Below are 20,925 nucleotides of genomic sequence, written 5' to 3'. Positions count from 1 at the left end.
TATGTAAGGGGAGGATACATTGGAACAGCTGCTTAAATACATTATTGAGAATACGTCCGGCGGCAAAATTGACAAAAAGACAGCGATAGATATGATTACACTGCTCAAACAGCAGAAACAGAATCAGCGTGAGGATATTGCCATTGTGGGCATATCTGCGCATATGCCGATGGCGGATCACGTCGAAGCCTTCTGGCATAACATTGAGAACAAAGTAAATTCTATTGTGGAATTTCCTGAAGCGAGACAAGCGGATGTTCTTAACTACGTGCGTTTCAAGCAGCAGGAAGAAGTCGGGCTTCGTTTTATTAAAGGTTCCTATTTGGAAGAAATAGACAAGTTCGATTACCGCTATTTCAAGCTGACTCCCAAGGAAGCATCACTGATGAGTCCGGATCAGCGGATTTTTCTCCAGACAGCCTGGGAAGCTGTAGAAGACGCCGGGTATGGAGGGACTAGCTTATCAGGCACGAACACCGGATTATATGTAGGATATTACAGCAGTACGCGTGACAATTACGCCAACATCATTGCTGATGTGGAGCCTGAATCCATCTCCATGTCGGTGACGGGAAATGTGACTGCTGTACTGGCAGGGAGAATATCCTACCTTCTCAATCTGAAAGGTCCAAGTATGGTGGTGGACACGGCATGTTCATCCTCTTTGGTAGCAGTGCACATGGCTTGTCAATCCATCAGAAGCGGAGAATGCGACGCCGCGATAGCCGGTGGAGTGAAGGTCAATACGCTGCCTGTTTTTAATAAATACGAACAATTTGGCATTGAGTCTTCCGACGGAGAGACCCGCACGTTCGACGATGCTTCGGATGGAGCCGGTGTAGGTGAAGGGGTGGCAGCCATTCTGCTGAAACCTTTGAGCCAGGCTTTGAAAGATGGGGACCATATCTATGCCGTAATCAAGGGAACCGCCGCCAATCAGGATGGGACATCCATTGGACTTACCGCTCCGAATCCGCGTGCCCAATCGGAAGCGATTATTAGAGCCTGGGAGGAAGCAGGGATCGACCCCGAAACCATTCGATATATCGAAGCGCATGGTACAGCAACAGAGCTTGGTGACCCGATCGAAATTAAGGGGATCACCAATGCTTTCGAGCAATTTACGTCACGAAAACAATTTTGTGCGATAGGTTCAGTTAAATCCAATATCGGACACTTGTATGAATGTGCAGGTGTCACAGGGCTTCTCAAAGCAGTGATGGCTTTGAAACATCGGAAACTTCCGCCCTCTCTTCATTTTGCCAAACCTAACCGCAATATTCGCTTCGAGCAGACACCGGTATATGTGAACACAGAACTTCGGCCGTGGGATACGGAAGAAGGCGTACCGAGAAGATGTGGTGTGAGTGCCTTCGGGTTCAGCGGGACCAACTGTCACGTGGTACTTGAAGAAGCTCCTGAAGCTGCAGCTGTACAGGAGTCCGGAGATGCATCTGTCTCCAGCTCGCATCTGTTTGTATGTTCAGCACAGACGGAAAAAGCCTTGAAACGGCTGATCCAGAGTTATGGCGGCTTTCTGAAGGAACGTCCGGAAATTCCGCTTGAAAACATATGTTATACGGCAGCAGCCGGTAGAGGACATTACGAATATCGCATGTCTGTGGTTGTAAAGGATACAGGGGAACTGATGCAGCTGCTGGAACAGCCTTGGGAACAGCTGAAAACGCAGCGAGGGGTGTATATCGGTGGACAAGTCGTCCACGCTGCGGGGATTGAGGATACGGCAGCGGAAGAGCGGGCACGTATCCGCCGTCATTCCACCCAGGCGCAGGAGCGAATCAAGCAGCTCGGAGAACCCCCCTCCGCTTGGGATGAAGCAGTTCTTGGGGAACTTGCTTCTAGCTATGTACAGGGAGCCAATGCCGATTGGGCACAGCTGTATCAAGGAAGAAAGATACGGAAGCTGAGTCTGCCGACGTACCCGTTCGAACCCAGCCGATGCTGGATTGATATTCATGACCCTTCTGCCGTCCGTTTACAGGATTATTTCCATACTGTGAAATGGGTGGAGGATCAGGGCTCAGCTGCTGAGGCCGTCTCCACAGATTCATCCACGAATTCGATCCTGATTATTGGAGATGGAAACGAGTGGGAGCAGAATCTTGCTGAAGCACTGAGAAATGAAGGCTGCCAAGTCATTCAGGTGCAGCCGGGGAGCCGATTCGAGCAAATATCGGACAAACGGTATGCTGTTGGCAGTCCCGGACCGGATATGTATACCGAACTGCTGGAGAAATTTTCAGACGGGGATATCGCTGAAATTATCTATTCATCCATGGTTGGCAAATCCGCTTACCCGAGTGATCTGGATTCACTTGAGGCTGTGCAGAAGGAAGCCTTCTACTCGCCGGTGTATCTGATCCAGGCATTAATGGCTAGAGGGTTTGCCGAAGAGATTCGATTGACCCTGCTTGCTGAATATGCCGGTCAAGTTACAGGAAGCGAAAAGGCGATCGCACCTCACAATGCACTGCTGATGGGACTCGGGAAAGTCATTCAGCAGGAATATGGACACATACAATGCAGGTTTATTGATATGGATACGTCCGCCTCTGTTGAAGATATTTGCAGGGAGAGAGGTATCCGTGGTGAAACGTATGCTGTTTCGTATCGTGATGGAAAACGGTATACCGAAGTCTTTACAGAAATTGACTTGAATGAAAAAGAAAATGTACCCTTTCAGATCAGACCTGGGGGATTATATCTCGTCACAGGTGGTACAAGCGGGATTGGTCTGGAGACAGCCAAGTTTCTCGCTCGCTCATCCAAGTCTGTAAAGCTTGCGCTGATCGGACGAACGATATTGCCGTCAAGAGAGCAGTGGAAGGACCTGCTGCATGCCGGGGACAATCCGCATTGTGCCAAGATGCAGGGTATTCTTGATCTTGAGGCTGCAGGTGCTGTAGTGGAATATTTCAGCACCGATCTGGCTGATGAGAAGGGGATGGCACAAGTCATTCGGGACATTACCACGCGTCATGGAAACATCCATGGCGTTATTCATGGTGCGGGTATTCCCGGTGATGGCTTTATATACCGTAAAAGCAGTGAGGAATTTCAGACGATTCTGGGACCGAAAGTGAAAGGGACCTGGATGTTGGAGAAACTTACACAGGATCAGGATATGGATTTTATGATGATATTCTCATCGGGGATATCAGTGATTGGTGAGATTGGGCAGGGGGATTATACAGCAGCCAATTGTTATCTGGATTCTTTTGCCGCATGGCGTTCAAGCACAGGACGCAGAACATTATCGATCGACTGGGTGTCATGGAAAGAGACCGGGATGTCGGTAGACTTTGGCATCAACGTGGACGGGATGTTCAAAACGATTCCTACAGCGGACGGTATTAAAGCTATAGAAGCAGCAATGAATAGAAGTCTCTCACGCATATTTATCGGGGCGATGAATTACGGAAGCAAACATTTGGCTGCACTGGGACAGTTCCCGTTTCGGCTTTCTGACAAGCTGCAGGCTGGGGTGAAGCACAGCAAAGAGCTGGCCGATCAAGGAACACAGCGTCATGCAAACCGGACTGTACCACAGGAGAAGCATACTGGTCCTGTAGATTTGTCAGGTAAAGAAGCTGGAGCCTATTCCGAAACAGAGCAGCAGGTCGCCCGCATATACAGTGAAATCCTAGGTTATCAGGAGATCAACATTTACGATAACTTTTTTGATCTTGGCGGGAATTCCATCATGCTGATTCGTATGCACGAAAGACTGAATGAGGAGTTTCCGGGTAAAGTGAAGATTGCTCATTTGTTTGCGCATACGTCTATCCACAAACTGGCTCTGCATGTGAATCAAGGAAAAGAAAAGCAGGCTGCATCGGCAAATACCCCTTCGCCGGGAGAGGGAGAGGTCAAGAAGCAGGTGGCGAAGGAAGATGAGGCAATTGCCATTATTGGCATTGCTGCTGAAATGCCGATGGCCGATACAGCGCAGCAGTACTGGGATAACGTTGTGAACGGCGTAGACTGCACGGTTGATTTTCCAGATGCCCGAAAAAAGGATATGGATGCGTATCACCGATGGATGAATGCCAGGTTGGGTTCTGACAAAGAAGTCCAGTATCTGCAAGGCGCTTTCCTGGACAACATTGATCAGTTCGATTACCAATATTTCAGACTTTCTCCCAAGGAGGCCGGTCTGACGGACCCAATCCAGCGTTTATTCATGAAGACATCATGGCATGCGGTTGAAGATGCGGGGTACGGTGGACGAATTGAGGGAACTAACACAGGCGTTTACATGGGATTTGCAAGCAGCTTGAATGATTCCTATCTGAAGATGATCTGTGATTTGGACCCCTATCAATACCCGATGTCCATTGTGGGAAACATCACCGCCATGATGCCTACTCGCATTGCTTATCCACTGGATCTCAAGGGACCAACCATGGTGATTGATACCGCCTGCTCGGCGTCTCTTGTGGCGACACATCTGGCCTGCCAGGCTCTGCGTAACGGAGACTGCGAGATGGCTATTGTTGCTGGTGCCCGAATTAGTCTCAGTCCGCTCGATCATGATTACCTGAAAGTAGGTATCGAATCTTCGGATGGTTTAACCAGACCTTTTGACCAGGATGCAGATGGTTCGGGCCTCGGAGAAGGCGGTGCAGCAGTGATCTTGAAACCGCTGAGCAGAGCAATAGAAGACAAGGACAATGTTTATGCGGTCATTAAGGGCAGTGCCATTAATCAGGATGGTGCCTCCATCGGCATCACCGCCCCTAATCCCGAAGCGCAGACAGAGGTTATTGTGAAGGCATGGGAGGATGCCGGAATTGATCCCTCGACAATCGGTTACGTGGAGACTCATGGTACAGCAACCAAACTGGGTGATCCGATTGAGATGGATGGGCTTACTACAGCTTTGCGGCGGTACACGGATAAGAATCAGTTTGTTGCCATCAGTTCAGTGAAGTCCAACGTAGGGCATTTGTTTGAAGCTGCTGGTGTAGGCAGTCTGGTAAAAGCGGCGATGGCGCTGAAGCACCGGGTGCTGCCTCCGACCCTTCATTTTGAGAAACCTAATGCGGTCATTCCGTTTCAGGATTCGCCGCTTTACGTCAACACCAAGGCAAGGTCGTGGGAAGGGAACGGAGCACCTCTTCGCTGCGGTGTAAGTGCGTTTGGTTTCAGTGGAACGAACTGCCACCTGGTGCTTGAAGAACCTCCAGTTATACAGGAGCGCTTCATCCCGAGGAAAGCAGAGATATTCACGTTGAGCGCCAAGAACCGTCAATCTCTGTTAGCCATGATCGATCAATATATACGTTTTATTTCTGAACATCAGCAGACAATTTCGCTCAAAAATATATGTTATACGGTGAATACCGGACGCTGGCAGCATGTCCACCGCATTGCTTTTGCAGTGGTGGATATCTCTGATCTGCTCCGAAAACTGCAATCGCTCGCTGTTTCCGGCTTTGCATCCGAGTCAACTGGCGAACAGTTGTATTACGGAATGCACAAAGTCGTCACAGAGAAAAGTGATGCTGCGGGCAGTGAATTAACAGGGCAGGAGAAGTCGGAATTGAATCGGAAGGGGAAGGACTGTCTGTCCCGTTATCTGGAATCCTCTGATGAGGGGCTGATGCAGGAGCTGACACAGAAGCTGTGCAGCATGTATGCTGCGGGCAGTGATCTGGATTGGAAGCTGCTGTATGAAAACGAAGAGATTCGTAAGATCAGTCTGCCTCTGTATGTATATGACAACACACGATGCTGGGTGGATCTTCCCGAGCCATCTTTGGTGTCTTCACATGTCGGTGTCCACGCAGTACCTGAAGCTTATGAGCTTGTGTGGAAGCCTGCAGCAGGAAATAGTGATGCAGCAGTCGGTTCGCAGCTGACTGACCCGGCTGAAGGCAAAACACTCGTTATTCTCGATGGTTCTGATGCGGCATCACGGATTGTATCCCATATGGAACAGACAGGTGTGGAGGTCTATTCGATTCTTCAGAACGATACGCTGCTCTCACTTCCAGATACTCATGATATATCTGATGTCGATATATACATCCGGGCTTTACAGCAGGCAGGCATCGAGCAGGTGTCGAGAGTGATATATTTGAACGGTGCTGGTGATGACGACTCTTCCGAAAACGATGCATCCGATGTAGATGTAGAAAGCTTTACTTCAATACTAAATAAACGTGTATATGCGTTCTATCGATGGATTCGAGCCTTGGTATCCAGTAACTTGAGCAGTCCTGTCGATCTGGTATTGATCTCCCGCGAGGTGAACAGCATCCATGGCAGAGAACGTATCAGGCCGTATCTGTCCTCGGCGTTTGGCATGGGGCGGGTCGTCGGCAAGGAGAACCTGCATATTCAATGCCGCTGCATTGACATGGATGCGGCCACGCCTTTGGATACGCTGGTGCAGGAGATAACGACCCCATCCGCTTATTATGAGGTTGCCTTCCGGGATGGGGTCCGATATGTGCAGCAGTTCAGGGAGCTTCAGGCACCAGAAGCTGCACCAGCCAACATTGTATTTGATAACGATGGCGTATACGTGATTACAGGCGGCACAGGTGGAATTGGATTGGAGACGGCCAAATACATGGCTGCAGGTCAACCGGTGAATCTTGCGCTGATCAGCCGTACACCTATGCCGGCACGTGAGGACTGGGATGCGGTAGTGGCAGCACAGAGCAGCCTGAAAGTTATACATCAGATTACGACCATTCGTGATCTCGAAAGTCGGGGACACCATGTCAGCTGTTATGCTGCAGATGTATCCGACCTGAATTCGATGCGTGTGCTTCTGGACCAACTGCGGGACCAATACGGAAGGATCAGAGGAATTGTTCACGGAGCAGGTGTGGGGAGTTCAGAACTGATCATTAATCGCTCGCAGACCGGATTCAATGAAGTGTTTTATCCGAAAGTTTACGGGACATGGGTGCTGGATCAGCTTACCCAGCAGGATCAACTGGATTTCATGGTGCTGTACTCGTCTATTGCTTCTATCTTCAGTGCACCAGGTCAAGCGGATTATATTGCAGCCAATGCTTATCTGGATGCTTATGCCGATTACAGAACCAAACTTGGCAAACGCACATTGACCGTGCAGTGGTCCACCTGGAAAGAGACCGGGATGTCCGCAGACCATGGTTTTGCTGTAGATACGCTGTTCAAAGCCATGCCAACGGCACAGGCGATACGACAGTTGGCTCATGTCATGCAGCAGCCAGCGGTGAAGCGGGTATTGATCGGAGAAATTCATTATGAAGGTCAGCTGATTTCTTCACTGGCCAAAAGTCCATTTGATCTTTCATCCGAAATTAGGCTGCAGCTGGATCAGCGGATCAAACAGCTGGAGAGCAAACGTGCTGCTTCTTCCTTGAAAACGAGTGTCACGGGAGAAGTGACGTTAGTCGGAAAAGCGGACGGTGTGTATACGGAAACTGAGCGGACCCTTGCATCCATCTGTCAGACCATGCTGGGCTTTCAAGAAATCCATGTGGGAGACAGTTTCTTTGAGATGGGTGCTGACTCTATCGTTCTTATACAGGTTCATGCCCGGATTGATCAGCAGTTCCCTGGTCTGACCAAAGTCACCGATTTGTTTGCCAACTCCAATATAACCCGGCTGGCCCGATTTATGGATGAACAGTCTGAATCGAAGGCGCAGGATATGGAACAGGATTTGAAGCGTGTCATCGATCAGATGGAAAGCGGCGATGTGACGCTGCAGCAGGCGCTGAACAATCTGATTAACTTGTAAAGGAGAAATGAGATGGAGCATGTATACAAGTTCATCATGGAACATCTGCAGGATGGAACGCTGGACAAGACGGTTGCGGTGCAGCTTCTTCAGAAACTTAAACAGGAAGAGGATACCTGCAAAGCGTCCGGGTCCGTGCAGGGAACCAAGGATATTGCCATTGTAGGCATGGCTTTAAAACTGCCTCAGGCCGACTCGCCGGGAGAATTCTGGAACAACATGATCAGTGGAACGGACAGCATCCGTTCCTTTCCGGAATCCAGAAGACCGGATATCCATTCGTATCTGGAGTATCTGGGCATGAATCCGGATGAGATTGCTTTTAATGAGAATGCCTATCTCGATGAAATCGACAAATTCGACTATGCCTATTTCAAAATGTCTCCCAAAGAGGCCAGTCTGACAGACCCCAATCACAGATTATTTCTTGAAACAGCCTGGAAGGCGATAGAAGATGCAGGGTATGGCGGCGGTAAACTTACGGGCAGCCGAACAGGCGTATATCTGGGGCTCTCCAATAATATAAGGGACCTGTATTCCCGCTTTATTTATGATGCGGAGCCGGAAAGCTTCGCTTATTCCCTGGTCGGTAATCTGGCATCTGTAGCCGCAGGTCGGCTGTCTTTTCTGCTGGATCTGAAAGGGCCGAGTATGGTGGTAGATACGTCCTGTTCTTCCTCTCTGGTGGCAGTTACACTGGCCTGTCAGGCGATTAAAGAGGGGCAGTGTGATCAAGCACTGGTAGGGGGAATCAAAATCAATCTTGTGCCACTGAAGAGTGATCACATCAAGATTGGCATTGAATCTACAGACTGGCGGACCAAAGCGTTTGATGATGATTCCGATGGATCAGGGATCGGTGAAGGGGCAGGAGTCGTGCTGCTGAAACCGCTGGAGAAAGCACTGGAGGATCGGGATCAGATTTATGCGGTCATCAAAGGGTACGGTGTAAATCAGGATGGAAAATCAATCAGTATCGCGGCTCCGAACCCGGAAGCACAGACGGAAGCCATACTGCAGGCTTGGGCTGATGCTGGTATTGAACCCGAAACGGTTTCTTATATTGAAACCCATGGCAGCGGCACGATGCTGGGCGATCCGCTTGAGGTACAGGGGATAGAGCAGGCTTTCCGTCGTCACACCACGAAGTGCCAATTTTGCGGAATTGGTTCGGTCAAAACCAATATTGGTCACCTTTCAGAGGCAGCGGGAGTGATCGGTTTGATTAAATCGGCACTTTCCCTGCATAACCAGCAGATTCCCGCTTCAAAACATTTTCACAGACCGAATCGTTCCATTGATTTTGCTTCATCTCCTGTTTATGTGAACGCCCGTTTACGGCATTGGGAGGCAGAAAACATGCCGCGGCGCAGCGGTGTAAGTGCATTTGGAATCAGCGGAACCAATTGTCACATTGTACTGGAGGAGGCACCCGCTGCAGCATTAGCTGATCCGGTAATTCATGGAGAGCATCTCTTAACGGTATCAGCCAAAACGGAGGAGGCCCTGCGCATTCTGATCAAGCAATATGTGGATGTGCTTTCCGCAGCCGCTCCTTCGGAGCTATCTTCCATCTGTTACACCGCGAACACGGGAAGAGGGCATTATGCATATCGGCTGCTGGTTTCGGGTCAGAATGCAGGCCAGCTTCAGCTTCGACTGATGGAGGCAGAGCATCTTCTGGAGAACGCAGCAGAGGATAACAAAGGAAGTACTGCGATGGGCAATTCATCGGGGAAATCCCCGAAAACGGGAAGCCAGGGGTTCTATTACGGCTATCATAAACCTGGAAGCAGTGAACCTGGCTGTTCCGATTCGCCGGAAACAACCGGTTTGAACCCGGAACTCGCAAGAATAGGAAAGGGGCTGGCATCTGCCTCAGATGTAATGGACCGAATCGGACTGCAGTATGTACAGGGCGCTGATCTGAATTGGGAGCTTCTATACACCGAAGACGGGCTGCGAAAAACAAGTCTGCCGACGTACCCGTTTACACGAACCCGCTGCTGGTTCGAAGTACCAGAGGGGGCGCGAGCCCGGTCAGTAAGGACGGAAAATATCACTTTAAATGAACCATGGTCAGCACGTTTTTATCGGATGAACTGGCGCAGGGCAGACATACCGGAGATGGCAAGCCAGCAAAATTCGGGAGCAGTACTGGTCCTAAAGGATGAAGGACGCCGGGGGAGCGAATTGACGGAACTCCTTCAAGCTTCAGGGCGTCGTGTTATTGAAGTTAACTTCGGTGAATCCTTTCATCGTGAAAAGGACGGGGCATTTACAGTAAACGGCTCGGAGGATGATTTCGGAGCACTCTTTACCGCACTGGGTGAGACGTCTGTAAGTGACATTGTGCATTTGTTTGCTGCATCGGCGTCTTCTGAGGTTCGCACGATGCAGGAGCTGGAGCAGCGGCAGCAGAGAGGCGTATACAGCTTGTTTCATCTCGTTCGTGCACTCATTGAACACGGAAATGATAATGCCTTAAACATCATGCTTGTCTCGGAGCTGCTTTACGAAGTCACAACAGAAGAGTCACGGCTTTCCCCGGATGCGGCTTCTTTGACGGGACTTGGCAAAGTGCTTGCCCTGGAGTATCCGCATATCACCTGCCGAAGCATTGACCTGGATGAGAATATCGGGACAGAGGTGCTTTTTCATGAGATGGGTTCACAGGATCAGAGCTATACCTCGGCGTATCGAGATGGCATGCGATATATCGAGGAGCTTGGCGAAGTACTGGCTGATGATCTGGCAGATTCACCTGTGGCCATCAAGGAAAACGGTGTATATGTCATTACCGGTGGTACGGGCGGGATTGGACAGGAGATGGCTAAATATTTTGCTTCGCAGGCCAAAGTCAAACTTGTTCTGCTGGGCCGCAAGCCGATTCCGCCAAGAACAGAATGGGAGATGCTCCTTGAGGACCCGACATTGGATCTTAAGATGGCCGCCCGTCTGCAGAACTTTCTGGAGATTGAACAGCAGGGATCGGAAATTTCCTGTTATGCGGCGGATACAGCGGATTATGAAGCGATGCAGCGTGTCCTGGCTGATGTCAGAGACAGATACGGGAAGATTACGGGGGTAATCCACGGTGCAGGTGTGCCGGCTGTAGGATATCTGATTCGTAAGACGCGGGAAACCTTTGACGAAGTGCTGCATCCCAAAGTGCATGGGGCCTGGATTATAGATCAGCTGACCCGGCAGGACCAGCTCGATTTCCTTGTTTTCTTCTCATCCGGGCTATCGTTGTCGAGTGAGGTGGGGCAGGGAGACTACTCCGCAGCTAATGCCTATCTGGATGCGCTGGCCTATGCGCGCAGCAAAAGCGGGCTGAAAACGCTGTCCATCAACTGGTCTTCGTGGAAAGAAGCCGGTATGTCGGTTGACTACGGATTTAATGTGGATGCCATCACCAAGGCGCTTCCGACAGAACAGGCAGCTGCCGGATTTATGCAGGCACTTCAGAAGGAAGTCTCGCGTGTATTAATCGGGGAGTTCACCTACCATCCACGCTTTGCCAAGGCGCTGCTGTACAAGTTTCCGTTTCGTTTCTCTGAAGAGATGACGGAGAGACTGCGGGAGGCTGAGAAGCAGGAAGAACTTAAGCAGACGTCGATGGTAACAACCACCAAGAAAAACAAGTCTTCTGCAAACACCCAGGTGGAACTTAAGGGTAAAGAAGGCGAGGATTACAACAGCATCGAGCGTCAGATTGCGAGTATGTATCACGAAGTGCTTGGTTTTGAGGAACTGGATATTCACGACAGCTTCTTCGATCTGGGTGGAGATTCCATTTTGCTGAACAGGCTGTTTGCGCTGCTGGAAGAGGCCTATCCAGGAAAAATGAAGTTAATTCATCTTTTCTCCTACACAACCGTGCATGCACTGTCTCAATTCATCATGACCAAACTGGACGTGAAGCCGGCTGTTCCGGCATCCCGGGCAGAAGATGATTTTGAACAATTGTTTAAAGATATTGAAGCCGGGAGTCTGAGCATTGACGATGCTGTCAAGAGCTTCGAAGATCGTTGAGGAAGGAGAAGCTAATGAACCAAACCAGCCAAATGTTAAGAATGATTATTGAGAACGCGGCTGCAGGTAAAATTGACAAGCAGGTAGCAGCCCAGCTGCTGAAGGGATTGAAAGCAGAAGGAAGACGGAAGGATTCGGAAGGCATAGCCATTGTAGGCATCTCGGCAATGCTTCCCTCAGCAGATACGATTGACGAGTTCTGGGATAATATTCGGGGACGCTGCGATTCCATTGCCAATTTCCCGGATTCGCGTCGTCAGAATATTGAAGCTTATCTTCAATATGCAGGATACGGAGATCACATCAAGTTCAGCAGCGGCTCTTATCTGAAAGAAATTGATCAGTTTGATTACAAGTTATTTCGGATTCCTCCCCGGGACGCAGCGCTGATGGACCCTTTTCAGAGGTTGTTCCTGCGGACAGCCTGGAGTGCTCTTGAGGATGCCGGTTATGGCGGGAAAAGTCTGGCAGGCAGCCGCACGGGTGTATATCTGGGGTTTGCGAGTAATATCAAGGATAGTTATCTGCGGATGCTTCAGGATATCGACATTCATCTGACGTCCGATGCAGCCGTTGGCAACATTTCGGCTATGATGCCTGCCCGGATCTCGTACCTGCTTGATCTGAAAGGTCCTTCGATGGTCGTCGACACAGCCTGTTCTTCATCTTTGGTAGCTGTTCATTTGGCTTGTCAATCGCTGTTAAATGGAGACTGTGACATGGCTCTTGCGGGGGGCCTGCGCGTAAATCTCATGCCGCTGGATACAGAATATTACCGGGGAGGACTTGAGGCCTCGGATGGTCGGACAAGAGCCTTCGATCATTCTTCGGACGGGGCTGGTATCAGTGAAGGTGTGGCTGCCGTCGTTCTTAAACCGCTCAGCAAAGCGCTGAAGGATCATGACCAGATTTATGCTGTAATCAAAGGCAGTGCAATTAATCAGGACGGGGCTTCCATCGGGATAACGGCTCCCAATCCTGAGGCACAGGCCGACGTTATATCCAGAGCGTGGGATCAGGCCGGTATTCACCCGGAGAGCCTCTCCTATATTGAGACGCACGGCACAGGAACGAAGCTTGGCGACCCGCTGGAATTGGAAGGGCTGGAGCTTGCTTTTCAGAAATATACCGACAAAAAACAGTTCTGTCCCATTGGAACAGTAAAATCCAACGTAGGTCATCCTTATGAAGCGGCTGGGCTGGTAAGTCTGATCAAGGCGGCACTGGTGATCAAAAATCGTGAAATCCCGCCATCTCTTCACTTTGATCGGCCAAACGGACAGATTGACTTCAAAACTTCACCTGTGTATGTAAACACACGGCTTCGTAAATGGGAGAAAACAGCGTCAGAGCAGCCTATGCGCTGCGCAGTCAGCAGTTTTGGCTTCAGCGGTACCAACTGTCACCTGGTCCTGGAGGAAGCGCCAAGTGGGAGTGTGACGGCTGCTGGACCTTCGGATAGGTTTTCCGGACTGCTTGTATTATCCGCAAAATCCGAGATGGCTTTACGTGAGCTTGTCACAGCCTATGAAAATTTCATTCAGAAAAAGGAACCCGACTGTCACCTGCAGGATATATGTTATACCGCGAGTTCGGGCAGAGGACATTATAATTTCCGGTTAGCTGTAGCCGCAGACAGTATTGCAGACCTCGAATGGAAGCTGCGGGAACTCTCGTCCAGGGAGAGCTGGAGCGGGGATAAGCCATGGTTCCACTTCGGGGAGCATAAGATCGTACCTGCCAGCAAAGCGAAGCTTGAAGCCGGAGATATGACAGAGGCTTCACGGAGGAAACTGGATCAGCAGGTGCAGCAGCAGGTGCAGGAGGTGATTCGATCCGGGGCGGCAGATGAAAAGGAGCTGCTCGAACTGGGCTCGTTATATGTTCGGGGAGCAGACGTGAACTGGTCAGAAATGTACAGCGAGACTGGTGCAAGACGGGTCAGTCTGCCAGTGTATCCTTTTGAGCGTCATCGCTGCTGGATTGATTTGCCGGAGGAGATGACTTCCAATCGAAGAAGTCTTGGACAGGGAACGCTGCCCTTAACGAGTGAGGAAGAGTTTCACTATACGATGCAGTGGAAGGCAGCTGAGCGCAGACGTCAGGAAGGCGGAGATACTCAATTTCCGTCCGCTGTGCTGCTGATTGAGGGAACACCTGGTGCGGGAGACGCCGCCGCTCTTGTACTTGAAGAGAATGGAGCTGCCGTAATCCGGGCTGCCTTAGGTGCTTCTTATGAACTAAAGGCGTCCGGCCAGTATGTTCTGGGAGACCAGGAAACGGATTACGATCGGCTGTTCTCCAGCCTGCAGGGAAGGACTCTGGAACACATCATTCATGTTGGCAGTGCGGTACAGCATCATCGTGCATCCGGTATTGAATCCCTTCACGAATTAAGGGACTGCCAGCGCAGAAGTGTATACAGTGTGTATTACCTGGTACGGGCTCTCATGAGAAGTAAGTTCGCATCCATTACAGGCATAACACTAGTGGGGATGAACGCCCATCGTGTTACAGGTACCGAGCATATTCAGCTGCCGGAGCATGCCGCGTATCTGAGTCTGAGCAAGGTGCTGAGCCGGGAGCATCCCGACATAACGTTCCGATCGGTTGATGTGGACCATGAAACGACTGCAGCCGTTTGGTTAGAGGATGTCCTGGGAGCAGATTCGGCAGGGGACCATCTGGCAGCTTACCGTAATGGACGGCGATACGCCGAAGAGTTTACCCGCATCGACGTGAAGCATGATGCTCCCCTAACAATCCGTGAACAGGGCGTATACCTCATTACCGGGGGCGGGGGCGGCATTGGTCTGGAGACGGCCCGTTTCCTGGCTTCGAAGGCAAAAGTCCGGCTGGTGCTGGTTAATCGTACTCCCATACCCGAACGTACAAGCTGGAAGGATGTGCAGCATCAGCCGGGGCAATCGAAACTTCGGCGTTTCATCACAGCCGTTACGGAACTGGAAGCAGCGGGTTCGGAAGTATTCTGGTACAGTGCTGATGTTGCAGACGAGAACACGATGGCAGATGTGATCGGTGATATACGAACACGTTATGGGGCGATCCATGGCATTATCCACGGAGCAGGTGTTGGGGGAGACCAGCTCCTGGTGGACCGAAGTGAAGATCGGTTTACCGAAGTGCTGGCATCCAAAATAGATGGAACATGGAATCTGGATCAGCTTACGTGTAACGATGATCTGGATTTCTTTGTCATGTATTCTTCTGTAGCCACAATGTTCAGCGGTGTGACTCAAGCAGACTATGTGGCAGCCAATGCTTATATGGACGCTTATGCTGATGAGCGCAGCGCAAGAGGAAAACGTACACTTACGGTGAACTGGACAACCTGGAAAGAGACAGGCATGTCCGTAGATGCAGGGTTTACTGCCGATACAATCTTCAAAACAATACTCACCGCTCAAGCTGTTGCAGGTCTGGAGCAGGCGATGAACTCCTCTATTCGCAGAGTGCTCATCGGGCAGCTGAATTTCAGCGGAGGCGGTGTGCGGCTGCTGGATAAAATGCAGGTGCGTTTATCCGCTGAACTCAGCAGCAGCGTGGCTGCATATTTGCAGCGCGCGGCCTCCAAAACCAGATCGGCCAAGAAGGCGGGAGGCGTATCCAGCGGTGAAGTCATATTGTCAGGCAAAAGCGAGGGCGGGTACACCGCGACAGAACGCCATGTTGCCAGCGTATGCAAAGAGGTTCTGGGCTTTGATGAAATTGATGTCTATGAAAATTTCTTTGAGCTGGGTGCAGACTCCATTCTGCTGCTCCGGATTCATGCAGGGCTATCCAAACGATATCCGGGTGTTCTTGCCGTAACGGATTTATTTGAATTTTCGACCATTCATAAGCTTGCTGAATTCATCTTCAAGGAACACGGTGAGACAGAGGAGATCGAAGAAGCTGTGCCGCCGCAGGAGCAGGTAGACATTGCCTTGGAGGCAGATACAGAACCCAAGGGCAGTATGAAATCGGACGCCTTGACTACAACGAAACCGGGAGATCTGGCTATTGTAGGCATGGCACTGAATGTTGCCTCCACAACCGATGTTTCCGAATTCTGGGATCATATTCAGGGCAAGGTTGATCATATAAGGCCTCTCCCGGACCGGAGGCAGCAGGACCTGGACTGGTATCTGCAAAATACAGCACTGGATCTCCCGGAGCTGGGTTCCAAGGCAGGTGCTTTTATTGAGGATATTGACTTGTTTGATTATTCCTTTTTCAAGTTATCACCGAAGGAAGCGAGTTTGACCGACCCTAACCAGCGCCTTTTTCTGGAGACGGTCTGGAGGGCTATTGAGGATGCGGGATATGGCGGTGGGCAGCTTGCGGGGTCGGATACCGGTGTTTTCTTGGGATATTCAACGAACACGGTGGATATGTATTCACGATTTATCTATGAAACAGATCTGGGTGCGCTGCCTGATGCTGTGGTGGGCAATACACCTTCCATCATCCCTGCCCGCATTTCCTATCTATTAAACCTGAAAGGACCGAGCATGCTTGTCGATACGGCCTGTTCGTCCTCTCTTACAGCGGTCCATATTGCCTCACGAGCTTTGCTGAGCGGCGAGTGCCGTATGGCTGCAGTCGGAGGAATTAAGATTTCGACGATGCCGATCACCAAAAAGAATGAAAATATGCTCCAGGGTCTGGAGTCGGGTGACGGTAAGACACGTGCATTTGATGATGAGTCTGACGGTGCAGGTCTTGGTGAGGGGATCGGGGTTGTGATGCTCAAGAGACTGGAAGATGCATTGGCGGATGGTGATCAAGTCTATGCCGTTCTCAAAGGAAGCGCCATGAATCAGGACGGCAGTTCAGCCGGTATTACGGCTCCGAATCCGGCAGCGCAGCAGGAAGTAATAACGAAAGCTTGGCAGCAGGCAGGTATTCAACCCGAGACTATCACATACATGGAAACGCATGGTACAGGAACAGCCTTGGGTGACCCGATTGAGATTAAAGGGATTCAGAATGCCTTTCGGCAATTTACGGACAAGCGTCAATTCTGCGCGATCGGATCGATCAAAACGAATCTGGGACATACTTCGGAAGCTGCCGGTATGATCAGTCTGATTAAGGCAGCACTGGCGGTGAGGGATGGCATTATTCCGCCCAATCTCCATTTTAACCGTCCGAACCGGAATATCGATTTTCATGCTTCACCCGTATATGTAAATACACGCTTGCGGCAGTGGAAGGTGGAAAGCGGCCCGCGCCGGTGCGGAGTCAGTGCCTTTGGCATCAGCGGTACCAACTGCCATGTCATTTTGGAAGAACCGCCAAAAACGGCACCTGTGATGCCCGAAGCAACTGGTCCTCATCTCCTGGTATTATCTGCCCGTTCGGAGGATGGATTGCGCCGATTGGTGGATGATTATATAAAGCTGTTTGAACGCAGCCATTCAAGTTCTCTTGCAGACATTTGCAGTACGGCAAGCACAGGCCGCGGCCACTATTCATTCCGGCTGGCCTTTACTGCTGCAGATGGCGAGAGCATGCTGAGCATGCTTGTCCAGGCATCAAGAACGCGTTTTGGGTCCGACACGGCACCTGGACTTGAATTTGGAGAGCATCGGATCGTTCCCAAGAGTAAGAAGGAACGATCCGCAGGTGATATGACGGAGTCAGAAAAAACGGGCCTAAGTCAATTATTACGTTCTGCTATTGAGAACTTTGTCCAAAACGGACGGGAATCCGTGTATTTGCTGAAACAGATCGCTCATCTCTATGTTCAGGGAGCAGATGCAAATTGGGCAGACCTGTATGCAGGTGAGCTGATCCGCAAAGTAAGCCTGCCATCGTATCCGCTGGAGCGGAAACGATGCTGGATCGACATTCCCGAGCGCAAGCGTTCGGCGGACATGTCCAGTCACGACAAGGCGGTTCCCCTGCACTATGCCGCACTTTGGAAAGAAATGAGCAGGCCGGTTTCCGGTACAAAAGCAAGCGGAACGGAGCCGGTCGTCATATTCATGGATGAAAAGGGCACGGCTTCGTCCGCTGCCGCCAGACTGGAGGCGGAGGGCAGACTCGTTATCAGGGTATACCGGGGTGACTCCTATACCAATCAGTCCAACGCAAAATTTACAATCCGGCCATGCGAAGAGGACTATGAGCGGCTTGTACGAGCGATAGAGCCGTATAAAATCTCACAGCTGCTTCATTTTTTTGCCATGGATATTTCAGAAACAGGCACAGTGGATGGACTGGAGGACTCCCTTGAGCGAAGTGTGTACAGTCTATTTTACCTGTCCAAAGAGATGTCCAAGGTTCACTTCAAACGTCCGGTTGATCTGGTGCTGATGACAACCTGCAGCCAGCGTGTTACGGGCAGTGAACCGTATATCCATCCAGAATACGCTCCAATGGTGGGGCTTGGCAAAACCATCTGTCATGAAATGAATCAGTTCCGCTGCAGGGCGGTTGATATTGATTCCGAAACACCGATCGAGCAGTGGCTTCAGGAGATCCGTGAGCCGGACACCTTGTATCTGGCTGCATATCGAAACGGACGCCGATATGTTCAGGAATTGGGAGAAATGCCGATGTCGCTGCTGCCAGAGCAGCCGGTCCAGATGCGCGAAGGTGGTGTGTACCTGATCACAGGGGGAACCGGAGGCATCGGTCTGGAAACGGCTGATGCACTCTCCATGTCTTCAGCGAAAATCAAACTGGTGCTGATCAACCGATCTCAGTTCCCTGAACGTCATATGTGGAAAGAACTGATGTCTTCGGAACAGAACGAGAAGCTGTCCCTTCAGATTGGACGAATTCAGGAGATGGAGGCACGTGGTACAGAGGTTCAACTCTACAGTGCCGATATTGCAGATCCGATTCAGCTTGCTTCGGTGCTCAGCAGTGTCAGACAACAGCATGGCCCGGTTTCAGGTATTATTCACGGCGCAGGTGTAGCCGGTGAAGGGTTTCTCATGAACAAGGAACGGACAGCTTTTGAACGCGTGATGCGTCCTAAAGTGCTGGGAACATGGAGTCTGGATCAGCTGACACGTTCAGATCGACCAGACTTCTTTGTGATGTTCTCTACGGCGACCACGTTTTTTAGTGAACCCGGGCAGGGAGATTATACAGCTGCGAATGCCTATCTGGATTCGTTTGCTGCCCAGCGCAGACAAGAAGGACTTCCCACTCTCACGGTGAACTGGACCGCCTGGAAAGAAACAGGCATGGCTAAGGATTTCCATGTCAATGCAGACGGCGGCTTCAAGGCTATCAGCACAGCGAGAGGTATTCAGGGACTGCAGGAGGCAATGCGTAAGGATATTACACAGGTCCTGATCGGAGAATTGAACCGGGAGGCAATCTATCAGCATGTATCGGATGATATGCCGCTGATGCTGTTTTCGGATAATATTCGTGAAGCCATTGAGCAGGGGCGCAGAGCAGATTCAGATTACGGGAAGGAAGAGCAGGGGGAACTGCATCTGCAGGGAAGAACGGACGGCACGTACTCGGCGATGGAAATGAAACTGGGAAGCGTCTGGAGCCGCGCTCTCGGCGTCACTGAATTAGGCATATACGATGACTTTTATGAACTGGGAGGAGACTCGATCATTGGGCTCAAGATTGCGAACAGTCTCACCAAAGCTTTATCAGTGCTTGTCAATACAGCCGAAATTCTAATGTATCCAACCATTGCAGAATCGGCTGCTTATCTGGAAGAGACGTACGGTCCTGCAGTGGATACCGGTGCTGCAGGCGTGACAATCCCTGTCCTGACCCCGGTAGAGCAGCGAGCCTATTATCCGGTGTCTTCGGCTCAGAAGAGATTCCTTGTTTTGGACCGGCTGGAGGGCCCCAACACCAGCGCGAACATTCCGAGGGCATCCATTATGGAGGGGGACTTCGAGCACGGCATTTTTGAAGGGATCATTCGACAGTTAATCAAGCGCCACGAGGCATTCCGAACGTCGTTCGAAATCCAGGATGGTATCCCTTACCAGAAGATATGGGATCATGTGGACTTCAGCGTTGGATATTCCGAGTGTACCCGGGAAGAACTCACGGACAGACTTCTTGGTTTTGTGAAGCCATTTGAACTGGATCAGGCACCGCTTTTCCGATTTGAGGTGGTCAAGCTTGCGGAACGAACACATGCCGTATTCTTTGACATGCATCACATCATCACAGACGGCATGTCCATGGACATCATTATGCAGGAAATTATTGATTTGTATGAAGGGCGCGAGTTGAAACCTCTCTCTATACAGTACAAAGATTTCTCCGAGTGGCATAATACGCTTTTATCCTCCGGGGCTTTGCAGAAGCAGGAAGAATACTGGCTGAGCCTGTACAGGGATTCCATACCGCAGCTTCATCTGCCTACTGATTATGTTCGCCCTGCTGCCAATGAGTTTGAAGGGGATCAGGTGGTCGTGATGGGCAGTGAATCGTTAACTCTGGAACTGGAACGTATGGCTTCGAGGACAGGAACGACCCTGTTTATGCTGCTGCTCGCTGCATATAACGTGCTGCTGGCGAAATACGCGGCCCAGGATGACATCGTTGTTGGCTCTCCGATCGCCGGTCGATCACACGCCGATCTGGAAGATGTAGTGGGTGTTTTCATTAACATCATAACCATCCGTACGAAGCCGCAGGCGGATAAAACATTTCTTGAGCTGCTTGCCGAAGTACGGGAAGGTGCATTGAAATCATATGAAAACCAGCAGTTTCAGTTTGAGGATCTGGTACGAAAACTGAATCTGAACAGGGATATTCATCGGAACCCGTTATTTGACGCCATGTTCGCGCTGCAAAATGTGGGTACGGTCGATGTGACCGTAGGGAAGTTTACAACAACACCGTACGAGTTCGGGGCTTCTGAAAGCCGATATGACGTTTATCTTGAAGTGATTCAGAAGCATGACAAACTGAAGTTTAACCTGGAATACCGTACCAAGCTGTTCAAGCGGGAAACTGCCGAGAAGATGCTTCGTGATTACATGCAGCTGCTTCATCAGGTACTGCAGCATCCGGATCAGAAGCTGGGAGAGGTCGAACTGGAGAGCAGCAAACATGTGCAGATCACCCCGAATACAGACACAGATACCCTTGATTTTGATTTTAATTTCTAACTC

3 protein-coding genes are annotated in these 20,925 nt (G+C 50.6%); all 3 read left to right on the top strand.

Annotation, left to right across the window (positions count from 1 at the left end; translation table 11 throughout):
- Positions 1-19: 19 nt before the first annotated feature.
- From MKY97_RS25040 to MKY97_RS25030, 3 genes are read left to right on the top strand one after another with little or no spacing between them, the layout of a single operon-like run.
- Complete coding sequence (locus MKY97_RS25040) at positions 20-7,768, top strand: SDR family NAD(P)-dependent oxidoreductase (RefSeq protein WP_342552913.1); 7,749 nt, start codon at positions 20-22, stop codon at positions 7,766-7,768.
- A gap of 12 nt (positions 7,769-7,780) precedes the next feature.
- Positions 7,781-11,806: an SDR family NAD(P)-dependent oxidoreductase gene (locus MKY97_RS25035; RefSeq protein WP_342552912.1), complete on the top strand. Its 4,026-nt coding sequence runs from the start codon at positions 7,781-7,783 to the stop codon at positions 11,804-11,806.
- Positions 11,807-11,820: 14 nt separating this feature from the next.
- Positions 11,821-20,922 carry an SDR family NAD(P)-dependent oxidoreductase gene (locus MKY97_RS25030; RefSeq protein ID WP_342552911.1) on the top strand — a complete coding sequence of 3,034 codons (9,102 nt, stop codon included), beginning with the start codon at positions 11,821-11,823 and terminating at the stop codon, positions 20,920-20,922.
- The last annotated feature ends 3 nt before the right edge of the window (positions 20,923-20,925 follow it).

Source organism: Paenibacillus sp. FSL R7-0652 (genome assembly GCF_038595045.1).
Classification (GTDB): domain Bacteria; phylum Bacillota; class Bacilli; order Paenibacillales; family Paenibacillaceae; genus Paenibacillus.
The sequence above is the reverse complement of the archived record's forward strand: the minus strand, read 5'-3'. Positions and strand labels throughout refer to the sequence as shown.

Bases quoted from the DNA above. Each gene is read 5' to 3' on its own strand.
- MKY97_RS25030 (WP_342552911.1), top strand. From the start codon at position 11,821: ATGAACCAAACCAGCCAAATGTTAAGAATGATTATTGAGAACGCGGCT.
- MKY97_RS25035 (WP_342552912.1), top strand. From the start codon at position 7,781: ATGGAGCATGTATACAAGTTCATCATGGAACATCTGCAGGATGGAACG.